We start from the raw sequence: 20,069 nt of genomic DNA, 5'->3' as shown, positions 1-20,069 counted from the left end.
GTTTCAACACGGGCAAAGTGTCATCTATAGGCCGGATAAGGCGTTTACGCCCCCATCCGGCACTGGCGTCACATGATTGCCGGATGGCGACGCTAGCGCGTCTTATCCGGCCTACGGGTGCACAACCTCGTACTTATTAACCGTAGCGAAACTCCACGCCAAATGTCCCACGCGGGTATTCCCACTTTTCCAGCGCTGTATCGAGCCCGAGAATGCGGCACGTTCCGCACTCCAGGCATCCGGCGTAATCAAACCGTACGCTGCCGTCGTCCTGCTTTTTATACAGCCCCGCTGGACAGGCCTTAATCAGCACTTCCAGCGCCTGTTTATCAGGATCGGTTTTGAGAATGATATGTGGGCTGTCTTCATCGACATTGAACTTATTGACGCCCAGTTTGACGTCCACATTGACGGGAGATGTCATAATACGGTCACTCCTTTCAGGCCATCTTTCATCAGGTTGATGAAGCCCACTTTCTTCGCATGGCGCAGGATTTTTTTACGCATTGGCACTGGGGCGGAACCATCTACGGTGAACAGGTCGCGTGCGATACTGACCGCCATTTCGGGATAGGCGGTAAACATGCGCGGGTTATCAAGAAAAGCAGGAAGCTTCTGGTACATACGCATATCGCGCATCGGGCCATCGTCCAGATGCTGACGGTATTCACCCAGCGACTGCTTGCTAAAGTCGTCGCGCTTCATCGCTGAAAGCACCGTTTTCGCCGCCGCTTCGCCTGCGGAAATGGCGAGATCCATACCGCGAATGGTAAAGCCGAGGTTCATACACATTCCGGCAGCGTCACCGGCGATCAGCACACCGTCCCCCACCAGTTCTGGCTGCATATTCATACCGGCTTCAGGTACGACGTGCGCGGCATATTCCACCAGCTTGCCACCGGCGATCAGTGGGGCAACCGCCGGATGCTGTTTGAAATCTTCCAGCATTTGCGGGACCGATTTTTTCGCGTCTTTCAGGTGATGAAGGCCGCAGACCAGCCCCAGAGAAAGGGTCGTTTCATTCGTATAGAGAAAGCCACCACCCATCAATCCATCAGTTGGCGAACCGGCAAACAGGCAAGCTGCACCTTCGTTCCCCTGTAACTGGAAACGATCTTCAATTACCGATTTTGGCAGTTCGATCAGCTCTTTTACGCCGACGGCAACATGCGATGCCTCGACGCGCTTTGCCATACCCAGCTTTTCAGCCAGCAGAGAATTCACCCCGTCGGCGAGGATCACCACTTTGGCTTCCAGAATATCGCCGTCGGCTTCCACGCCCACGACTTTACCCTCGCGCTGCACAACGTTATCCACACGAATACCGGTGATGAGCTGGGCGCCCGCCTCCTCGGCCTGCTCCATCAGCCAGGCGTCAAATTTGCTACGTAAGACGGAATAAGAAACCTGCGACGATGCGGCCTCTTCACCATTGCAATAGTCGATGGTCATCGCCCCTTTGTCGGTCATAAAGGCGAGCTTTTCGTGGGTGATTATGCGTTCAATGGGGGCCTGCTCAGCAAAACCGGGAATGATGCGCTCCAGGCTATGCGCATACATGCGCCCACCGGTGACATTCTTCGCGCCAGCAGAATTGCCGCGCTCGATAACCAGCACCTGTGCACCTTCCCGAGCCAGCACCAGCGCCGCAACCGAACCAGCCAGACCTGCACCCACGATGATGGCATCAAAGATATCTTCGGACATACGTACTCCTGTCAGCGGCAGGATACCTTCGCATCCTGCCCGAATGGTTTAACGCGCTAAGGCAGCCGTCAGCGCAGGCAGGATCTTCAGCGCATCGCCAACGATGCCATAATCTGCATACTGGAAAATCGGCGCATTTTTGTCTTTGTTGATGGCGAAAATCGTCTGTGCGCCGTTGGCACCGACCATATGTTGGATCTGCCCGGAGATCCCCACGGCCAGATACAGTTCAGGCTTAAGCATCAGGTTGGAGATGCCGACGTAGCGTTCATGCTCCATCCACTTCTCGTTTTCCGCCACCGGACGGGAACAGGCCAGCTCAGCGCCAATCGTCTGGCACAGCGCTTCTGCCAGCGAGATATTTTCTTTGCTACCAATACCGCGTCCCACGCTGACCACCAGACGGGCTTTGTCGAGATCGACGCTGTTGCTCTGACGCGCCTGAGTTGCCGTACGGGTCACGACAATGGCCGGAGCCTGCCACTGTACGGTATGCATCTCGCCGCTGCGGGTGGTATCCGGTTGCTGCGCGTCAAACGTTCCGCTACTGAGAGTGATCACGGCAAACGGTGAAGCGATTGTTTCTGCTCCCATCGCCAGGCCACCGTAGACCATATGTTTGACCGCCGCTATTCCATCCTGCACCGCGACTGCGCTGGCGTCATTTGAGACTGCAGCCGACAAGCGAAAGCCCAGCTTTGCCGCTAACAGCTTGCCCCGACGTGTATTCGGCAGCAGCACCGCGCCGCCCTCGCTGTGCTGACGAATGGTCTGAGCCATCACATCGGCGTAGTCTTCAACCATACGGTCTTCTGGTTTGCCGCTGAGCAGCCAGACATGATCCGCGCCTAAATGACATGCCGTTGCGCTGTCCGCATCGCTGAGCACAAACGTGTTAACTTTTTCACCTAAAGCCTGCGCACCATTCATCAGTTCCGGCAGACGAGAAGGGGTATCGCTGAATACCCAGATACTGGAAAATTTGTTCATAACATCCCCTGATAATTAAATGATTTTGCGAAGATTCTCGACAAACGCGGCAATCTGTTCTTCACCGTCACCTTCAATTACAACGCGCTGACGCTCGCGCTGTTTCGGCGCAGCAACCTGTTGTGCGGAATACGCCTGCACGCTGTTCAGCCCAATGTCTGCAGGTGACCAAACCTGAACCGGTTTTTTCGCCGCACCAAGAATGGCTTTCATGGAAGGGATTTGAGGGGTGTTGATGTCAGTAGAGACCGCGATAACCGCCGGAAGCGGGATACTCAGGGTTTCAACTTCATCTTCCAGTTCACGCTCTACCGTCAGAGTGCTGTCGGTAAGAGAGAGGATTTTGCTCACGCCGTTTATCGCCGGCACGTCCAGCATTTCGCCCACCAGCAGACCAACCTGCTGAGCATAAAGATCGGAAGAACCGTCGCCGCAAATAAGCAGATCAAAACCGGATTTTTGCACCGCGGCAGCCAGCGCAGTGGCAGTTTGTTGCGGCAGCGCCTGTTCAAATTGATCGTCAATGACAACAATCAGTTCATCAGGGCCACGGGAAAGCACATCTTTGCGCCCTTTTGCATTGGTCAGCGCTTTGCCTCCGACGCTCATGGCCACAACCTGAGCCTCTCCCACCTGCTGTTTTAACTGGCAAGCCGCTTCGATCGCATTCAGATCATATTGGCTGATTTTGCCATCTGCTTTGCTGAAATCGAGTGTTCCATCAGCATTATTAATCGCAATATCCTGCTCATCAGGTACGCATTTGTAGCAAGTAATTATCTTCATTGCATCTCCAGAAATCATGAAGGAAACGTATTTATATCGGCGGTGTTAAATACAGATATCACGCTCTTTAATTCGGAAATAAAACCTTAATCACCAATATTGAAAATGTCACACATTGAAATTCGTAACTTTCAATAGTGTTACATGCCTCACCAATATTGAAAGAATCACGTCAAATATGAAAATTTTCAATATTGTCTGCTGGTTCAACAATATTGAACGCCAGTCACTTAAAAAAGTTAAAAAACCAATGTCAATATCATGATTAATAAAGAAATTATCTAGATTTCCAGACAAAATAACCAGCATAAAAAAGTGTGACACAGATAACAGAATAGCCGGAAATGAATACCCATTATGAGTTACTCACTGAGGCGTCCCAGAGGTTAAAAAGTCATCAACAAATCATTAATAATAAATAAACAAACGATCACATACGGGCACGCTAAATAAATTTCGTTTTCACACTGGAATTCACTTATGAAAAATGAAAAGAGAAAATCGGGAATTGAACCGAAGGTTTTTTTTCCGCCATTAATAATTGTTGGGATACTTTGTTGGCTAACAGTAAGAGATCTTGATGCCGCTAACGTCGTTATTAATGCGGTATTCAGTTATGTCACCAACGTCTGGGGTTGGGCATTCGAATGGTATATGGTCGTCATGCTCTTCGGATGGTTCTGGTTAGTCTTTGGCCCGTATGCCAAAAAGAAATTAGGCGACGAAAAACCCGAGTTTAGTACCGCCAGCTGGATTTTTATGATGTTCGCCTCCTGTACATCCGCCGCGGTGCTGTTCTGGGGTTCCATCGAGATCTACTACTATATCTCTACCCCGCCGTTCGCTTTGGAGCCCAATTCCACGGGTGCGAAAGAGATCGGTCTGGCGTACAGCCTGTTCCACTGGGGGCCGTTGCCGTGGGCAACCTACAGCTTCCTTTCCGTGGCCTTCGCCTATTTCTTCTTTGTGCGCAAGATGGACGTCATCCGTCCCAGCTCTACGCTGGTACCGTTAGTGGGCGAAAAGCATGCGAAAGGGCTGTTCGGCACCATCGTTGATAACTTCTACCTGGTGGCGCTGATCTTCGCGATGGGTACCAGCCTCGGTCTGGCGACGCCGCTGGTAACCGAGTGTATGCAATGGCTGTTCGGTATTCCGCATACGCTGCAATTAGATGCCATCATCATTACCTGCTGGATCATTCTGAACGCCATTTGCGTAGCCTGTGGCCTGCAAAAAGGAGTCAGAATCGCCAGCGACGTGCGTAGCTACCTGAGCTTCCTGATGCTGGGCTGGGTGTTTATCGTCAGCGGCGCCAGCTTCATCATGAACTACTTCACCGACTCGGTCGGCATGCTGCTGATGTATCTGCCGCGCATGTTGTTCTATACCGATGCCATCGGCAAAGGCGGATTCCCGCAGGGCTGGACTGTTTTCTACTGGGCGTGGTGGGTCATTTACGCCATCCAGATGAGTATCTTCCTGGCGCGAATTTCTCGTGGTCGTACCGTACGTGAACTGTGCTTTGGGATGGTGCTGGGCCTGACCGCTTCCACCTGGATCCTGTGGACAGTCCTTGGCAGCAACACGCTGCTGCTGATGGATAAAAACATTCTCAACATCCCGCAGCTGATTGAACAACACGGCGTGGCGCGCGCCATTATCGAAACCTGGGCCGCCTTGCCATTCAGCACCGCCACCATGTGGGGCTTCTTTATCCTCTGCTTTATTGCCACCGTCACGCTAATTAACGCCTGCTCCTACACCCTGGCGATGTCCACCTGTCGCGAAGTTCGTGATGGTGAAGAACCGCCGCTGTTGGTGCGTATCGGTTGGTCCGTTCTGGTCGGCGTCATCGGCATCGTTCTGCTGGCGCTGGGTGGGCTGAAGCCCATTCAGACCGCAATTATCGCCGGAGGATGTCCGCTGTTCTTCGTCAACATCATGGTGACGCTGTCCTTTATTAAAGACGCCAAAATGCACTGGAAAGACATGTAATTCTTATTAACCCAATTGATCAAGAGGCTGAAAGATGGATTTCAACTTAAATGACGAGCAGGAACTGTTTGTCGCCGGTATTCGTGAACTGATGGCCAGTGAGAACTGGGAAGCTTATTTTGCCGAGTGCGATCGCGACAGCGTCTACCCTGAGCGTTTTGTAAAAGCACTGGCAGATATGGGCATCGATAGCCTGTTGATCCCGGAAGAACACGGCGGGCTGGAAGCCGGTTTTGTCACCGTTGCCGCCGTCTGGATGGAACTCGGACGTCTTGGCGCACCAACCTATGTGCTGTACCAGTTACCGGGGGGTTTTAACACCTTCCTGCGTGAAGGGACTCAGGAACAAATCGATAAAATCATGGCGTTCCAGGGAACAGGTAAGCAGATGTGGAACTCTGCAATTACCGAACCGGGAGCGGGATCGGATGTTGGCAGTCTGAAAACCACTTATACACGCAAAAATGGTAAGGTTTATCTTAATGGCAGTAAGTGCTTTATCACCAGTAGCGCCTATACCCCGTACATCGTAGTGATGGCGAGAGATGGTGCATCGCCGGATAAACCTGTTTATACCGAGTGGTTTGTTGACATGAGCAAGGCGGGTATCAAGGTCAACAAACTGGAGAAACTCGGTCTGCGCATGGATAGCTGCTGTGAAATCACCTTTGATGACGTTGAACTGGACGAGAAAGACATGTTCGGTCGGGAAGGTAATGGCTTCAATCGTGTGAAAGAAGAGTTTGACCATGAACGCTTCCTCGTCGCACTGACCAACTACGGTACGGCAATGTGCGCTTTTGAAGACGCAGCGCGTTATGCCAACCAACGCGTACAGTTTGGCGAAACGATCGGCCGTTTCCAGCTGATTCAGGAGAAGTTCGCGCACATGGCGATCAAACTGAACTCCATGAAAAACATGCTGCTGGAAGCCGCATGGAAAGCAGATAACGGCACCATTACTTCGGGTGACGCGGCCATGTGCAAATACTTCTGCGCCAACGCGGCATTTGAAGTGGTAGACACCGCCATGCAGGTGCTGGGTGGCGTGGGTATCGCGGGTAACCATCGCATCACGCGCTTCTGGCGTGACCTGCGCGTTGACCGTGTTTCTGGTGGTTCTGACGAAATGCAGATCCTGACGTTGGGTCGTGCGGTATTGAAGCAATACCGTTGATTCGTTCGTTTCGTAGGCCGGATAAGGCGTTTACGCCACCATCCGGCAATATGCCCGGTGGCGCTGCGCTTACCGGGCCTACAAAAAAATGCCAGGAGAAAAATGATGAATCATTTACCAATGCCAGCCTTCGGCCCGCTTTCCGGGGTACGCGTTGTCTTTTCAGGGATCGAAATTGCCGGTCCGTTCGCCGGACAGATGTTCGCCGAATGGGGTGCTGAGGTTATCTGGATTGAAAACGTCGCATGGGCCGATACCATCCGCGTGCAACCTAACTATCCGCAGCTCTCACGCCGTAATCTGCATGCCCTGTCGCTGAATATTTTCAAAGATGAAGGCCGGGAAGCGTTTCTGAAGCTGATGGAAACCACCGATATTTTCATTGAAGCCAGTAAAGGCCCGGCCTTTGCCCGCCGCGGTATTACCGATGAAGTGCTGTGGGAACATAACCCGAAACTGGTTATCGCCCACCTTTCCGGCTTCGGCCAGTTTGGTACCGAGGAGTACACCAATCTTCCGGCGTATAACACCATCGCACAGGCGTTCAGTGGCTATCTGATCCAAAACGGTGACGTGGATCAGCCAATGCCAGCCTTCCCGTACACCGCCGATTACTTCTCCGGGATGACCGCGACGACAGCGGCGCTGGCGGCTCTGCACAAAGTCCGCGAAACGGGTAAAGGTGAAAGCATCGATATCGCCATGTACGAGGTGATGCTGCGCATGGGTCAGTATTTCATGATGGATTACTTCAACGGCGGCGAAATTTGCCCACGCATGACCAAAGGCAAAGACCCGTATTACGCTGGCTGCGGCTTGTATAAATGCGCCGATGGCTATATCGTCATGGAGCTGGTCGGCATCACGCAAATCAACGAGTGCTTCAAAGATATTGGCCTCGCCCACATTCTTGGCACACCGGAAGTCCCGGAAGGCACCCAGCTTATCCATCGCGTGGAATGCCCTTACGGTCCGCTCGTGGAAGAGAAACTGGACGCGTGGCTGGCAACACACAGCATCGCCGAAGTCCAGGCGCGCTTTGCTGAGCTGAATATCGCCTGCGCGAAGGTGCTGACCATTCCGGAACTGGAAGGCAACCCGCAGTACGTTGCCCGTGAATCCATTACTCAGTGGCAAACAATGGATGGCCGCACCTGCAAAGGGCCAAACATCATGCCGAAATTTAAAAACAACCCGGGGAAAATCTGGCGTGGCATGCCGTCACATGGCATGGATACTGCCGCCATTCTGAAAAACATTGGTTATAGCGAAGCAGACATAAATGAGCTGGTCGGCAAAGGCCTGGCCAGAGTTGAGGAATAAACGCGACGCGCTGACCGCTCATTGGTTAGCGCTCACGCCTGATTTCAGTGGATAAAGCAATATGGATATCGTTGGCGGACAAAACTTACGTCAGATGTGGGACGACCTGGCCGGGGTGTACGGAGATAAAACGGCGTTAATTTTCGAATCCTGCGAAGGAGTCGTTCGGCAGTTTAGCTATGCCTCGCTCAATGAAGAGATTAACCGCACGGCAAACCTTTTCCATTCCTTAGGGATCCGCAAGGGCGATAAGGTCGCATTGCATCTGGATAACTGTCCGGAATTCATTTTTTGCTGGTTTGGGCTGGCAAAAATTGGCGCCATTATGGTACCGATTAATGCCCGCTTACTGGGCGAAGAAAGTGCCTGGATCCTGCAAAACAGCCAGGTAAGCCTGCTGGTCACCAGCGCCCAGTTTTATCCTATGTACCGCCAGATACGGCTGGAAAATACCACGCCGCTTAATCATATCTGTCTGATTGGCGAACAGCTTCCGGTTGACGACGGCGTGAGCCACTTTACCCAACGGCAATCCCGCCAGTCCGCCACGCTGTGCTATACACCTGCGTTATCCACTGACGATACGGCGGAGATTCTGTTTACTTCAGGCACCACTTCACGGCCTAAAGGGGTGGTGATTACCCACTACAACCTGCGTTTTGCAGGCTACTACACTTCCTGGCAAATCGCTCTGCGCGATGATGACGTCTACATGACGGTGATGCCCGCTTTTCATATCGACTGTCAGTGTACCGCCGCAATGCCCGCATTCTCCGCTGGCAGCACCTTTGTGCTGCTAGAGAAGTACAGTGCCAGGGCGTTCTGGAATCAGGTGCATAGATATAAGGCGACAGTTACCGAATGCATTCCGATGATGATCAGAACGCTGATGGTACAACCTGCCGCGCCAACCGACAGACAGCATCACCTGCGCGAAGTGATGTTCTATCTCAATTTATCCGCACAGGAAAAAGACGCCTTTACCGAACGCTTTGGCGTCAGGCTGCTGACCTCCTACGGTATGACTGAAACCATCGTCGGTATTATCGGCGACCGTCCCGGTGACAAACGACGCTGGCCCTCCATTGGCCGCGTGGGATTTAGCTATGAAGCCGAAATCCGTGACGATCACAACCGTCCCCTGCCCGCCGGAGAAATTGGCGAAATCTGTATTAAAGGCGTGCCGGGCAAAACAATCTTCAAAGAGTACTATGCCCAGCCGGAGGCTACCGCCAAAGCGCTGGAACCTGAAGGCTGGTTACATACCGGAGATTCGGGCTATCAGGATGCGGATGGCTATTTTTATTTCGTCGACAGACGCTGCAACATGATTAAACGCGGCGGAGAAAATGTCTCCTGCGTCGAGCTGGAAAATATTATTTCTGCGCATCCGAAAATTCAGGACATTGTGGTTGTCGGTATTAAAGATTCAATCCGTGATGAAGCCATTAAAGCGTTTATCGTTCTTAATGAAGGTGAAACATTAAGCGAAGCCGAGTTCTTCAGCTTCTGCGAAAACAATATGGCGAAATTCAAGGTTCCCTCGTTTATGGAGATAAGAACCGACCTGCCGCGCAATTGTTCAGGAAAAATAATCAAAAAAAATCTGAAATAACCCTCCCGGTAGGAATTCCTCCTGCCGGGAAATCTATTTATCTGGAGATGAACTATGAGTGAATCATTACATCTGACCCGTAACGGCCCGATTCTGGAAATTACCCTCGACCGGCCTAAAGCCAATGCCATTGATGCCAAAACCAGCTTTGCCATGGGTGAAGCGTTTCTTAATTTTCGTGATGACCCGGAATTACGCGTAGCGATAATCACCGGCGGCGGTGAGAAATTCTTTTCTGCGGGCTGGGACTTAAAAGCGGCAGCTGAAGGTGAAGCGCCGGATGCCGATTTTGGCCCAGGCGGCTTTGCCGGTTTAACCGAAATTTTCGACCTTAATAAACCGGTCATCGCTGCGGTAAACGGCTATGCGTTCGGCGGTGGTTTTGAATTAGCGCTGGCGGCGGATTTTATCGTCTGCGCGGAAAATGCCAGCTTCGCGCTACCGGAAGCCAAGCTCGGGATCGTACCTGACAGCGGAGGCGTTCTGCGTCTGCCGAAGCTACTGCCACCGGCTATCGTCAACGAAATGATGATGACCGGCAGACGAATGAGTGCCGAAGAAGCGCTGCGTTGGGGTATCGTCAACCGCGTTGTCAGCCAGAGCGAACTGATGGATAGTGCGCGCGAACTGGCGCAGCAGCTAGTGAATAGCGCCCCGCTGGCGATCGCCGCGCTGAAAGAGATTTATCGTGCGACCAGCGAAATGCCGGTGGAAGAAGGCTACCGCTACATCCGCAGCGGCGTGCTGAAGCACTATCCGTCAGTGCTGCACTCCGAAGATGCGCTTGAAGGACCGCAGGCGTTTGCAGAAAAACGCGATCCGGTGTGGAAAGGACGCTGATAACCGATGAGCTATTACGCCTTTGAAGGCCTGATTCCGGTAGTGCATCCAGAGGCGTATGTTCATCCCAGCGCCGTGTTGATTGGTGATGTGATCGTGGGGGCTGGCGTCTACGTCGGCCCGCATGCCTCACTGCGCGGTGACTATGGTCGCCTGATTCTGGAGGCAGGTTCTAACTTGCAGGATGGCTGCATCATGCACGGTTATTGCGACACTGACACCATCGTGCATGAGAATGGGCATATCGGCCATGGCGCAATCCTGCACGGTTGCGTGGTGGGCAGAGATGCACTGATCGGCATGAACAGCGTCATTATGGACGGCGCAGTGATTGGTGAAGAGAGCATTGTCGCCGCCATGAGCTTTGTCAAAGCCGGATTTCAGGGGGAGGCAAGGCAGATGCTGGTGGGCTCACCCGCTCGCGTATTGCGTGAAGTCACGGACCAGGAACTGCACTGGAAACGGTTAAACACCAAAGAGTATCAGGATCTTGCGGTCCGCTGCCGGGCAGGTTTACGCGAAACGCAGCCATTAACGCGGGTCGAAGAACACCGGCCGCGCCTGAAAGGCACGACGGACGTAAAACCCAAATCAGCACAGTAATTGATGCCGGATTCGCTCACGCTTATCCGGCCTACGCGTCAACCACCGTTTATGCCGCCATCAGGCAACTGACAATTAGCGACGCATACTCTTGGAGAGCATCATCTGCCATTTCTGCTCACGGTTGAGCTCTGTTGGGGGAACGGCAGACAGCCGCGGCGTTTTCGCCACACTCACCTTTTTTTCCTGCAAATTGTGGCTCAATCGGTTGTAGAGGTGAGAATCAATACTGATGACTTTTACCAGACGCTGGCACTGGCAGCCCCGGCCTGCAATCTGATTAGGGATCATCTTAACTTCACAAACAATTTCTCCCACTTCCGACAGAATATAAGAGAGCGTATTAATTGCTTTGCAGTGTTCAATATCAAAATGGCGGGAAATTTCTTTTGCGGTGATCCAACGATCTTCAGCCATCATCCAGTCAGCAATTAACAAATAAAGCGGTCTTTCAACATATTTTTCACACATAAGCACACCATTTCACAAATTAAAAATCTGGCTACGGCCTGTCCAAATTAATAAAAACTAAGCCATATTAAAATTGTGGATATAAAAGATAGTATGCGACTTGAATGTTGATTAGTGTGAGCAATATCGTGCTTATTACATTGAAAATGTGGTTATGAAACTGCATTTGGCCAGGAATGACCTTACGAGAGATAAAAAAAGGGTTTCTTTACAGAAACCCTTTCAAGATTATATTGCAGGTCCGGTTAACGCAATTATCACCGGACTCTTTGTTTATGACTTTTTGATCTGCGCGTGCATTTCCTGTACCGAGGTCACCTTCTCAGTGGCATCGGCATTCAGCGCCATCGCCGTCGCGAAACCGCCGTTCAGGGTAGTGTCATAATGCACTTTGTACTGCAGGGCGCTACGGCGAATCAGCTTGGAATCCTCAATCGCCTGACGACCTTCGGTGGTGTTGATGATGTAAGTGTACTCGCCATTCTTGATACGGTCCTGAATGTGCGGACGCCCTTCATGCACCTTGTTCACCAGACGTGGATTGATACCCGCTTCGCCCAGCACAATCGCCGTGCCGTGCGTTGCATCCAGCTCAAAACCAAACTTCAGCAGTTTCGCCGCCAAGTCAACCACACGCTCTTTATCGCCTTCGCGAACGGAGAGCAGCGCACGCCCCTGTTTTTTCATGGTGGAGCTGCTGCCCAGCTGTGCCTTGGCGAACGCTTCCGCGAAGGTACGGCCCACGCCCATCACTTCCCCGGTAGAGCGCATTTCTGGCCCTAACAGCGGGTCAACGCCCGGGAATTTGTTGAACGGCAGCACTACTTCTTTTACTGAGTAGTACGGCGGGATAACTTCTTTGGTTACGCCCTGCTGTGTCAGCGTTTTCCCGGCCATCACGCGCGCCGCAACTTTCGCCAGCGGTACGCCAGTTGCCTTGGAGACGAACGGAACGGTACGCGCCGCACGCGGGTTCACTTCAATCAGGTAAACTTCGTTATTCTTCACCGCAAACTGAACGTTCATCAGACCGCGAACCTGCAGTTCGAAGGCCAGTTTCTGCACCTGCTGACGCATCACATCCTGAATTTCCTGGCTCAGGGTGTACGCTGGCAGAGAACATGCGGAGTCACCGGAGTGTACGCCCGCCTGTTCGATGTGCTCCATGATGCCGCCAATCAGCACCATTTCGCCGTCGCAGATAGCGTCCACGTCCACTTCAACCGCATCGTCAAGGAAACGGTCCAGCAGTACCGGCGCATCGTTAGAAACGCTGACCGCAGTCTGGAAGTAGCGACGCAGGTCGGCTTCGTCGTAGACAATTTCCATCGCGCGGCCGCCGAGAACATACGACGGACGCACCACCAGCGGGTAGCCAATCTCTTTCGCCTTCTCAACAGCCTGTTCGATAGCCGTTACGGTAGCGTTCGCCGGTTGCTTCAGCTTCAGACGGTCAACCGCCTGCTGGAAACGCTCACGGTCTTCCGCGCGGTCGATGGCATCCGGGCTGGTGCCGATTACCGGTACACCTGCCGCTTCCAGCGCACGCGCCAGCTTCAGCGGGGTCTGGCCGCCGTACTGTACGATGACGCCTTTCGGCTTCTCAATGCGCACGATTTCCAGTACGTCTTCCAGCGTGACCGGCTCGAAGTACAGGCGGTCGGAAGTGTCGTAATCAGTAGAGACAGTCTCCGGGTTACAGTTGACCATGATGGTCTCGTAACCGTCTTCGCGCAGCGCCAGAGAGGCGTGTACGCAGCAGTAGTCGAACTCAATGCCCTGACCGATACGGTTTGGACCACCACCCAGCACCATGATTTTATCGCGGTCGACGGACGGATTCGCTTCACACTCATCTTCATAAGTGGAGTACATATAAGCGGTGTCGGTCGCGAATTCCGCCGCACAGGTATCCACGCGCTTGTAGACCGGGTGAAGGTTATATTGGTCACGCAGTTTGCGGATTTCCGCTTCGCGAACGCCGGCCAGTTTTGCCAGACGCGCATCAGCGAAGCCTTTGCGCTTCAGTACGCGCAGGAAGTCAGCGTCGAGGCCGTTGATGCCAAGGTCAATGACTTTTTCTTCCAGGCGCACCAGCTCTTCAATCTGCACCAGGAACCAGCGGTCGATGTTGGTCAGGTTGAACACGCCATCGACGGACAGGCCAGCACGGAAGGCATCGGCGATGTACCAGATACGCTCAGCGCCAGCGTCTTTCAGTTCGCGACGGATTTTAGTCAGTGCTTCCGGGTCGTCCAGGCTGACTTTCGGGTCAAAGCCGGTCGCGCCCACTTCCAGACCGCGCAGCGCTTTCTGCAGCGATTCCTGCTGGGTGCGGCCAATCGCCATCACTTCACCAACAGATTTCATCTGCGTGGTCAGACGGTCATTAGCACCAACGAATTTCTCGAAGTTGAAGCGTGGAATTTTCGTCACAACGTAGTCGATGGACGGCTCAAACGAGGCCGGAGTACGGCCGCCGGTGATGTCGTTCATCAGTTCGTCGAGGGTGTAACCTACGGCTAGCTTGGCGGCGACTTTCGCAATCGGGAAGCCGGTAGCTTTGGACGCCAGCGCCGAGGAGCGGGATACGCGCGGGTTCATCTCGATGACAATCAGGCGACCGTTTTTCGGGTTTACCGCAAACTGGACGTTAGAACCGCCGGTTTCCACGCCGATTTCACGCAGTACCGCCATCGAGGCGTTACGCATGATTTGATATTCTTTGTCGGTCAGCGTCTGGGCAGGTGCTACGGTGATGGAGTCACCGGTATGGATGCCCATCGCGTCGAAGTTTTCGATGGAGCAGACGATGATGCAGTTGTCGTTTTTATCACGCACCACTTCCATCTCGTACTCTTTCCAGCCAATCAGCGATTCATCAATCAGCAGCTCGTTGGTTGGGGAAAGGTCCAGGCCGCGTTCGCAGATTTCTTCGAACTCTTCGCGGTTGTAGGCGATACCGCCACCGGTGCCGCCCATGGTGAAGCTAGGGCGGATAATGCACGGGAAGCCAACGTCAGCGGCAACCGCCAGCGCTTCTTCCATGGTATGGGCGATGCCAGAGCGCGCGGTGTCGAGACCAATTTTCTTCATCGCGATATCAAAGCGACGACGGTCTTCTGCTTTATCAATCGCATCAGCCGTGGCACCAATCATGGTCACGCCGAACTCAGCCAGCACGCCCTGACGCTCCAGTTCCAGCGCACAGTTCAGCGCCGTCTGACCGCCCATGGTTGGCAGCACCGCATCCGGGCGCTCTTTCTCAATGATTTTGCGTACCACTTCCCAGTGAATCGGCTCGATGTAGGTGGCATCGGCCATTTCCGGGTCGGTCATGATGGTTGCCGGGTTGGAGTTCACCAGAATAACGCGGTAACCCTCTTCACGCAGGGCTTTACACGCCTGTGCGCCGGAATAGTCAAACTCACACGCCTGACCGATAACAATCGGACCCGCGCCCAGAATCAGGATACTTTTTATGTCTGTACGTTTTGGCATGGCTCTTTTACTCCTGATTATTTCGCGGACTGACGGTATTGCTCAATTAACTCGATAAAGTGGTCGAACAGCGGTGCAGCGTCGTGCGGCCCCGGACTCGCTTCAGGGTGCCCCTGGAAGCTGAATGCCGGTTTGTCGGTACGATGAATCCCCTGCAAAGTGCCGTCGAACAGTGACTTGTGGGTCACGCGCAGGTTGGCAGGCATGGAGGCTTCATCTACAGCAAAACCGTGGTTCTGCGCGGTGATCATCACGGTGTTGTTATCAATATCTTTTACCGGATGGTTGCCGCCGTGGTGGCCAAACTTCATCTTAATGGTCTTCGCACCGCTCGCCAGCGCCAACAGCTGATGGCCGAGGCAGATGCCAAATACCGGAATATCGGTTTCGAGGAATTTCTGAATCGCGGTAATCGCGTAGTCGCACGGCGCCGGGTCGCCAGGGCCGTTGGACAGGAAGATACCGTCCGGATTCATCTTCAGAACGTCTTCTGCTGAGGTTTTCGCCGGTACAACCGTCAGGCGGCAGCCGCGGTCCGCTAACATACGCAGAATGTTACGTTTAGCGCCGAAATCATAAGCCACAACGTGGAACGGCAGTTCATCGGCAGATTTTGCTTCCGGCAGGTCACCCGCCAGCGTCCAGCTACCCTGCGTCCAGCTATAAGGCTCCGCGGTGGTCACTTCTTTCGCCAGATCCATACCGTTCAGGCCAGGGAAAGCTTTTGCCTTTTCCAGTGCCAGCGCCGCATCCGGGTTATCGCCCGCGATGATGCAGCCGTTCTGTGCGCCCTTTTCACGCAGCAAACGCGTCAGCTTACGAGTATCGATATCAGCAATCGCCACAATGTTATGGCGCTTCAGGTAAGAAGAGAGGTCTTCGGTATCGCGGAAGTTGCTGGCAATCAGCGGCAGGTCGCGGATGACCAGGCCTTGCGCATGTACCTGTGAAGATTCTGCATCGGCTTCATTGGTGCCGACATTACCGATATGAGGATAAGTAAGAGTGACGATTTGGCGGGAATAGGAAGGATCAGTGAGGATTTCTTGATAACCGGTCATTGAAGTATTGAAAACGACTTCCCCAACCGCCGAACCTGTTGCCCCTATGGCCCGACCGTGAAACTGGGTTCCGTCTTCCAGAACCAATAGCGCTGACTTAATCAAAACACCCTCCAGAGAATATTCACTCACTTTATTTGCATATTAATTCATTAACACCTCATGAATCAATGCAAATTTGCTTACCTATGGATTTCTGGCAAACGGCGGCATTCTAGAGATAGCCCACGTAAAAGTCTACCCAAAAGGGTAATTTTTATTATTATTTTGCGCCACTGGGATAAATCACACGATTTAACAGGCAAAAAGATCAGCTAACTTGTGGTGGAAAACGCTTGCGGTAGGCAAAGAGTGTAAAAACAGAATGCGGGAGAGAAAAAAGTGGACCATTTGGTCAAAATTTACATTGAGGTAACATAAAAACCCAACAAAACATATACAAACACTCATTTAAAAGAAAAAATATATTCAAAAGATAAAAATTAAAGGGCAATAAAATATTGCCCCATGCAATCAAATAATTATGATCACAATAACCACATCACGAAGGGTAGTAAAAGCTATAAATTACGTAAATCAAGCACATCTTTCATATCAAAAAGACCATTTGACTTTGATTTTAGCCAAATTGCCGATCTCACCGCGCCGTTCGCAAAAGTCATGCGGCTGGACGCTTTATGCGTGATCTCAATACGCTCGCCAATATCAGCAAACATCGCGGTATGCTCACCAACGATATCCCCCGCCCGCACCGTGGCAAAGCCGATCGTGCCCGGTACGCGCTCGCCGGTGTAACCTTCACGCGAATAGACTGCGCAGTCTTTCAGATCTTTATCCAGCGCCCCGGCAATCGCCTCGCCCATCGCCAGCGCAGTGCCTGACGGCGCATCAACTTTATGGCGGTGGTGGGCTTCAATAATCTCAATATCGGTGTAATCGCCCATCACTTTCGCCGCTTTCTCCAGCAGCTTAAGCATAACGTTCACGCCGACGCTAAAGTTCGCGGCGAAAACAATAGCAATCTCCTGCGCGGCATCACGAATAGCCTGTTTACCCGCGTCATCAAAGCCGGTGGTGCCAATCACCATCCCTTTACCGTGTTGGCGGCAAAACGCCAGATGCGTCAGCGTGCCTTCCGGGCGGGTAAAATCGATGAAAACATCAAAATCATCTTTCACCGCTTCAAGGCTACTTTGTACGGTAACGCCCGTTTTCCCGGCTCCCGCTAACTCTCCGGCATCGCTTCCCAGTAAGGATGAGCCTTCGCGCTCCAGCGCCGCGCCGAGCTGTACGCCATCCATGCCGAGAGTGGCTTGAATCAACTGACGCCCCATGCGTCCTCCGGCTCCCGCGATGGCAACGCGGATTTGTGCATCATGCATAGCTATTCTCTTTTGTTAATTTTACGTAAATCGTTTTCAGATTAACCAGCGCAACGCTGCGCCGCCAGCCGAAAACGTCGATAATTAGAATTTAATGATAAACAGGCAGAGATATCAGTAAAAGGCATGACGCCACGGAATAAGCAGCGTCATCGGGTTATAAAGCGTGGAGATCAAGGGGCCAGCGCCAGTACCTCTGCCACCCACTGCTGGAAACCTTCAACGTTCAGGCCCAACGCAACCTGCGCATTTGCTGGATGCCCCAGACGTCCTTCGATGTCCACCACCGTCGTACCCGAGGTATATTCGCCCTGGGTTTCAACCGCCACGAAACACGACTGCAGGGTAAACAGTTCCGGGCGCACCAGCCAGGCAATGGCACACAGATCGTGCATTCGCAGCCCCGTATTCATACTGCCGCTACGGTAATGGCTAAACAGCGCGTGCAGCATTTTTCCCGTCTGGTTAAGCTGGGGGAGCGTCGCCAGATAGCCCGGGGCGAGCATGGCCTGGTTAGTAACATCCAGCCCACACATCACAATATCCAGCCCGCTCTGGAAGACTTTCGCGGCAGCCTCGGGATCGATAGCAATATTAAACTCGGCGTTGGGTGTGAAGTTCCCGCGCCCGGCAGAGCCGCCCATAATCACCAGACGGTGAATGTTGAATACGCATTCAGGATAATGGGTCAGCAGCAGCGCAATGTTGGTCAGCGGGCCAATTGCCACCAGCGTCACGGGCTGCGGGGCATGCATCAGCGCATCGCGAATCGCCTGGAAGGCGGGTTTTGCCATCGCCTGGCGGTCGTGTTCGACAAATTCATACCCTTCCATACCGGACTCGCCGTGCACGGAAGCGGCATCACGCAGTGGCCGCACCAGCGGCATTGATGCTCCCTGCGCCAGTGGAACATCCGCATTCCAGAAGTGCAGCAGTTGCAACGCATTACGGGTGGTTTTTTCCACCGACACATTGCCTGCTACCGTGGTCATCAGTTGCAGATCCAGCTCAGGGGCAAACAGCGCGGCGGCAATGGCGGCGGCATCATCAATGCCGGGATCGGTATCAAGAATGATCGGTAAGCGCATGGTTTCTCCATAAAAAAATGCCAGACGTTAAGTCTGGCATCTTCTCATAATCGTAACCGGAAAGACTTACTCTACTTCACGAACATCCACACGCAGCTCTTTCGGCACTTCGAAAACGATGTTCTCTTCGCGGCCTTCAAGCGGAATAGCTTCCCCACCGCCAAGTTCCTGCAGACGAGCAATCACGTTTTGCACCAGGATATCCGGCGCCGAGGCTCCGGCCGTCACGCCTACGCACTTCGCCTCTTTCACCCACGCTTCCTGGATGTCGGTCGCATCGTCAATCAAATACGCCGCTTTCCCCATTCGCTGTGCCAGTTCAGCCAGACGGTTGGAGTTAGAGGAGTTCTTCGAGCCGACCACCAGCACAACATCAGCCTGTTCCGCCAGCGCACGGACCGCTTCCTGACGGTTGGTGGTGGCATAACAGATATCGTCTTTGCGCGGTCCGACAATTTTCGGGAAGCGTTGACGCAGAGCATCAATAACGTCAGAAGTATCGTCAACAGAGAGCGTGGTCTGCGTCATGAAGGATAATTTGCCTTCATTTTTCACATTCAGTTTCAGCACATCATCTGGTGATTCAACCAGATACATTCCGCCTTGCGGGTTGCTGTACTGGCCCATCGTGCCTTCAACTTCCGGGTGTCCGGCGTGACCAATCAGAATGGATTCTTCGCCACGACGGCTGGCGCGAGCAACTTCCATATGCACTTTCGTGACTAGCGGACAGGTTGCATCAAAAACCGTGAGGTCGCGGCCTTTGGCTTCGTTACGCACCGCCTGAGACACGCCATGAGCGGAGAAAATCAGGATCGCGCCATCCGGCACTTCGCTGATTTGCTCGATAAAAATAGCGCCGCGCTCGCGCAGGCTATCCACCACATAACGGTTATGTACCACTTCATGACGGACATAAATCGGCGCGCCGTAAATAGCCAACGCGTTTTCGACAATGCTGATAGCGCGGTCTACGCCAGCGCAAAAACCGCGCGGGTTGGCCAACAGGATCTGCATTTTACGCCTCCAGTGCCGGTTCGACTTCCAGCACTTCAATATCAAAATGAACGGTATGCCCAGCCAGCGGATGGTTGAAATCAACCGTGATCGAGTCACCGTTGATTTCACGGATCACGCCAGGCATCTCACTGCCGTCCATTGCGGTAAAGAGCATGATAGCGCCAATTTCTGGCTCGCCCGCGTCCATAAATTCCCGACGCGAGAAATACTGAATTAAGTCCGGACTTGATACGCCAAAGGCGGCATCCGGCTCCAGAGCAAAGGTGGTTTTATCGCCTTCTTTTAGCCCCAGCAGGTGTTGCTCCAGTCCTTCAGACAGAGAACCGTCGCCCAGGCGAAACAGCGCAGGCTTGCCGTTATTGCGGGTTGACTCTGCGGTGGAGCCATCGTCGAGCTTAAGGGTGAAGTGCACCAGCACCGCACTGTTACTCTGTACTGATTTAGACATGCAGGTTGCTCTTTAAAATTGCTGCCGCCTGTCTGCCCGGTGGCGCTACGCTTACCGGG

17 protein-coding genes are annotated in these 20,069 nt (G+C 53.0%); 6 read left to right on the top strand and 11 right to left on the bottom strand.

The window, feature by feature from the left end:
• Window positions 1–136: 136 nt before the first annotated feature.
• The 4 genes from fixX to C2U41_RS00535 are packed head-to-tail and all read right to left on the bottom strand — an operon-like array spanning window position 137 to window position 3,483.
• Window positions 137–424: a ferredoxin-like protein FixX gene (gene fixX, locus C2U41_RS00550; protein ID WP_000203736.1), complete on the bottom strand. Its 288-nt coding sequence runs from the start codon at window positions 422–424 to the stop codon at window positions 137–139.
• A complete protein-coding gene (locus tag C2U41_RS00545; RefSeq protein WP_003018887.1) occupies window positions 421–1,707 on the bottom strand; it encodes an FAD-dependent oxidoreductase in 1,287 nt (428 codons plus the stop codon). The genes fixX and C2U41_RS00545 overlap by 4 nt, the downstream gene beginning before the upstream one ends.
• 48 nt (window positions 1,708–1,755) lie before the next feature.
• The gene (locus C2U41_RS00540; RefSeq protein WP_003837367.1) at window positions 1,756–2,697 is read right to left on the bottom strand and encodes an electron transfer flavoprotein subunit alpha/FixB family protein; all 942 of its coding nucleotides are present in this window, start codon (window positions 2,695–2,697) and stop codon (window positions 1,756–1,758) included.
• A 15-nt stretch (window positions 2,698–2,712) separates the two neighbouring features.
• Window positions 2,713–3,483, bottom strand: coding sequence for an electron transfer flavoprotein FixA (locus C2U41_RS00535; protein WP_003018893.1), 771 nt, complete (start codon window positions 3,481–3,483; stop codon window positions 2,713–2,715).
• Window positions 3,484–3,963: 480 nt separating this feature from the next.
• Between C2U41_RS00535 and caiT the strand changes: the two genes are divergently transcribed.
• The 6 genes from caiT to caiE all read left to right on the top strand — a co-directional run bounded on the left by caiT (window position 3,964) and on the right by caiE (window position 11,039).
• Complete coding sequence (gene caiT / locus C2U41_RS00525; protein WP_103848353.1) at window positions 3,964–5,481, top strand: L-carnitine/gamma-butyrobetaine antiporter; 1,518 nt, start codon at window positions 3,964–3,966, stop codon at window positions 5,479–5,481.
• Window positions 5,482–5,515: 34 nt separating this feature from the next.
• Window positions 5,516–6,658 (top strand): crotonobetainyl-CoA dehydrogenase, encoded by a 1,143-nt coding sequence (gene caiA, locus C2U41_RS00520; protein WP_003018898.1) that lies wholly within the window; start codon window positions 5,516–5,518, stop codon window positions 6,656–6,658.
• A gap of 105 nt (window positions 6,659–6,763) precedes the next feature.
• Window positions 6,764–7,981 (top strand): L-carnitine CoA-transferase, encoded by a 1,218-nt coding sequence (gene caiB, locus C2U41_RS00515; RefSeq protein ID WP_044699018.1) that lies wholly within the window; start codon window positions 6,764–6,766, stop codon window positions 7,979–7,981.
• A gap of 61 nt (window positions 7,982–8,042) precedes the next feature.
• Window positions 8,043–9,596, top strand: a complete 1,554-nt coding sequence (gene caiC, locus C2U41_RS00510) for a crotonobetaine/carnitine-CoA ligase (protein WP_044699019.1) — start codon at window positions 8,043–8,045, stop codon at window positions 9,594–9,596.
• Between the two features lie 54 nt (window positions 9,597–9,650).
• Window positions 9,651–10,436: a crotonobetainyl-CoA hydratase gene (gene caiD / locus C2U41_RS00505; protein WP_044699022.1), complete on the top strand. Its 786-nt coding sequence runs from the start codon at window positions 9,651–9,653 to the stop codon at window positions 10,434–10,436.
• A 6-nt stretch (window positions 10,437–10,442) separates the two neighbouring features.
• Entirely contained in the window at window positions 10,443–11,039 is a 597-nt protein-coding gene (gene caiE / locus C2U41_RS00500) for a carnitine operon protein CaiE (protein ID WP_032937507.1), read from the top strand.
• Between the two features lie 75 nt (window positions 11,040–11,114).
• Here the strand turns inward: caiE and caiF are convergent, their stop codons facing one another.
• The 7 genes from caiF to fkpB form a co-directional block, all read right to left on the bottom strand.
• Window positions 11,115–11,510 carry a carnitine metabolism transcriptional regulator CaiF gene (caiF, locus tag C2U41_RS00495; RefSeq protein ID WP_003018912.1) on the bottom strand — a complete coding sequence of 132 codons (396 nt, stop codon included), beginning with the start codon at window positions 11,508–11,510 and terminating at the stop codon, window positions 11,115–11,117.
• 273 nt (window positions 11,511–11,783) lie between these two features.
• Window positions 11,784–15,011 carry a carbamoyl-phosphate synthase large subunit gene (gene carB, locus C2U41_RS00490; RefSeq protein ID WP_048216847.1) on the bottom strand — a complete coding sequence of 1,076 codons (3,228 nt, stop codon included), beginning with the start codon at window positions 15,009–15,011 and terminating at the stop codon, window positions 11,784–11,786.
• A gap of 17 nt (window positions 15,012–15,028) precedes the next feature.
• Window positions 15,029–16,177 (bottom strand): glutamine-hydrolyzing carbamoyl-phosphate synthase small subunit, encoded by a 1,149-nt coding sequence (carA, locus tag C2U41_RS00485; RefSeq protein WP_003018918.1) that lies wholly within the window; start codon window positions 16,175–16,177, stop codon window positions 15,029–15,031.
• Between the two features lie 455 nt (window positions 16,178–16,632).
• A complete protein-coding gene (gene dapB, locus C2U41_RS00480; RefSeq protein ID WP_049016558.1) occupies window positions 16,633–17,454 on the bottom strand; it encodes a 4-hydroxy-tetrahydrodipicolinate reductase in 822 nt (273 codons plus the stop codon).
• A 173-nt stretch (window positions 17,455–17,627) separates the two neighbouring features.
• Entirely contained in the window at window positions 17,628–18,542 is a 915-nt protein-coding gene (rihC, locus tag C2U41_RS00475) for a ribonucleoside hydrolase RihC (protein WP_103848352.1), read from the bottom strand.
• A gap of 66 nt (window positions 18,543–18,608) precedes the next feature.
• Window positions 18,609–19,559: a 4-hydroxy-3-methylbut-2-enyl diphosphate reductase gene (gene ispH, locus C2U41_RS00470; RefSeq protein ID WP_003018925.1), complete on the bottom strand. Its 951-nt coding sequence runs from the start codon at window positions 19,557–19,559 to the stop codon at window positions 18,609–18,611.
• Window position 19,560: 1 nt separating this feature from the next.
• A complete protein-coding gene (gene fkpB, locus C2U41_RS00465) occupies window positions 19,561–20,010 on the bottom strand; it encodes an FKBP-type peptidyl-prolyl cis-trans isomerase (protein ID WP_003018929.1) in 450 nt (149 codons plus the stop codon).
• Window positions 20,011–20,069: the final 59 nt, after the last annotated feature.

Source organism: Citrobacter freundii complex sp. CFNIH4 (assembly GCF_002934505.1).
GTDB lineage: Bacteria > Pseudomonadota > Gammaproteobacteria > Enterobacterales > Enterobacteriaceae > Citrobacter > Citrobacter freundii.
Note: the sequence above shows the minus strand (reverse complement) of the source record. Positions and strands in the feature narration are given on the sequence as shown.

Bases quoted from the DNA above. Each gene is read 5' to 3' on its own strand.
- fixX (WP_000203736.1), bottom strand. From the start codon at position 424: ATGACATCTCCCGTCAATGTGGACGTCAAACTGGGCGTCAATAAGTTC.
- C2U41_RS00545 (WP_003018887.1), bottom strand. From the start codon at position 1,707: ATGTCCGAAGATATCTTTGATGCCATCATCGTGGGTGCAGGTCTGGCT.
- C2U41_RS00540 (WP_003837367.1), bottom strand. From the start codon at position 2,697: ATGAACAAATTTTCCAGTATCTGGGTATTCAGCGATACCCCTTCTCGT.
- C2U41_RS00535 (WP_003018893.1), bottom strand. From the start codon at position 3,483: ATGAAGATAATTACTTGCTACAAATGCGTACCTGATGAGCAGGATATT.
- caiT (WP_103848353.1), top strand. From the start codon at position 3,964: ATGAAAAATGAAAAGAGAAAATCGGGAATTGAACCGAAGGTTTTTTTT.
- caiA (WP_003018898.1), top strand. From the start codon at position 5,516: ATGGATTTCAACTTAAATGACGAGCAGGAACTGTTTGTCGCCGGTATT.
- caiB (WP_044699018.1), top strand. From the start codon at position 6,764: ATGAATCATTTACCAATGCCAGCCTTCGGCCCGCTTTCCGGGGTACGC.
- caiC (WP_044699019.1), top strand. From the start codon at position 8,043: ATGGATATCGTTGGCGGACAAAACTTACGTCAGATGTGGGACGACCTG.
- caiD (WP_044699022.1), top strand. From the start codon at position 9,651: ATGAGTGAATCATTACATCTGACCCGTAACGGCCCGATTCTGGAAATT.
- caiE (WP_032937507.1), top strand. From the start codon at position 10,443: ATGAGCTATTACGCCTTTGAAGGCCTGATTCCGGTAGTGCATCCAGAG.
- caiF (WP_003018912.1), bottom strand. From the start codon at position 11,510: ATGTGTGAAAAATATGTTGAAAGACCGCTTTATTTGTTAATTGCTGAC.
- carB (WP_048216847.1), bottom strand. From the start codon at position 15,011: ATGCCAAAACGTACAGACATAAAAAGTATCCTGATTCTGGGCGCGGGT.
- dapB (WP_049016558.1), bottom strand. From the start codon at position 17,454: ATGCATGATGCACAAATCCGCGTTGCCATCGCGGGAGCCGGAGGACGC.
- rihC (WP_103848352.1), bottom strand. From the start codon at position 18,542: ATGCGCTTACCGATCATTCTTGATACCGATCCCGGCATTGATGATGCC.
- ispH (WP_003018925.1), bottom strand. From the start codon at position 19,559: ATGCAGATCCTGTTGGCCAACCCGCGCGGTTTTTGCGCTGGCGTAGAC.
- fkpB (WP_003018929.1), bottom strand. From the start codon at position 20,010: ATGTCTAAATCAGTACAGAGTAACAGTGCGGTGCTGGTGCACTTCACC.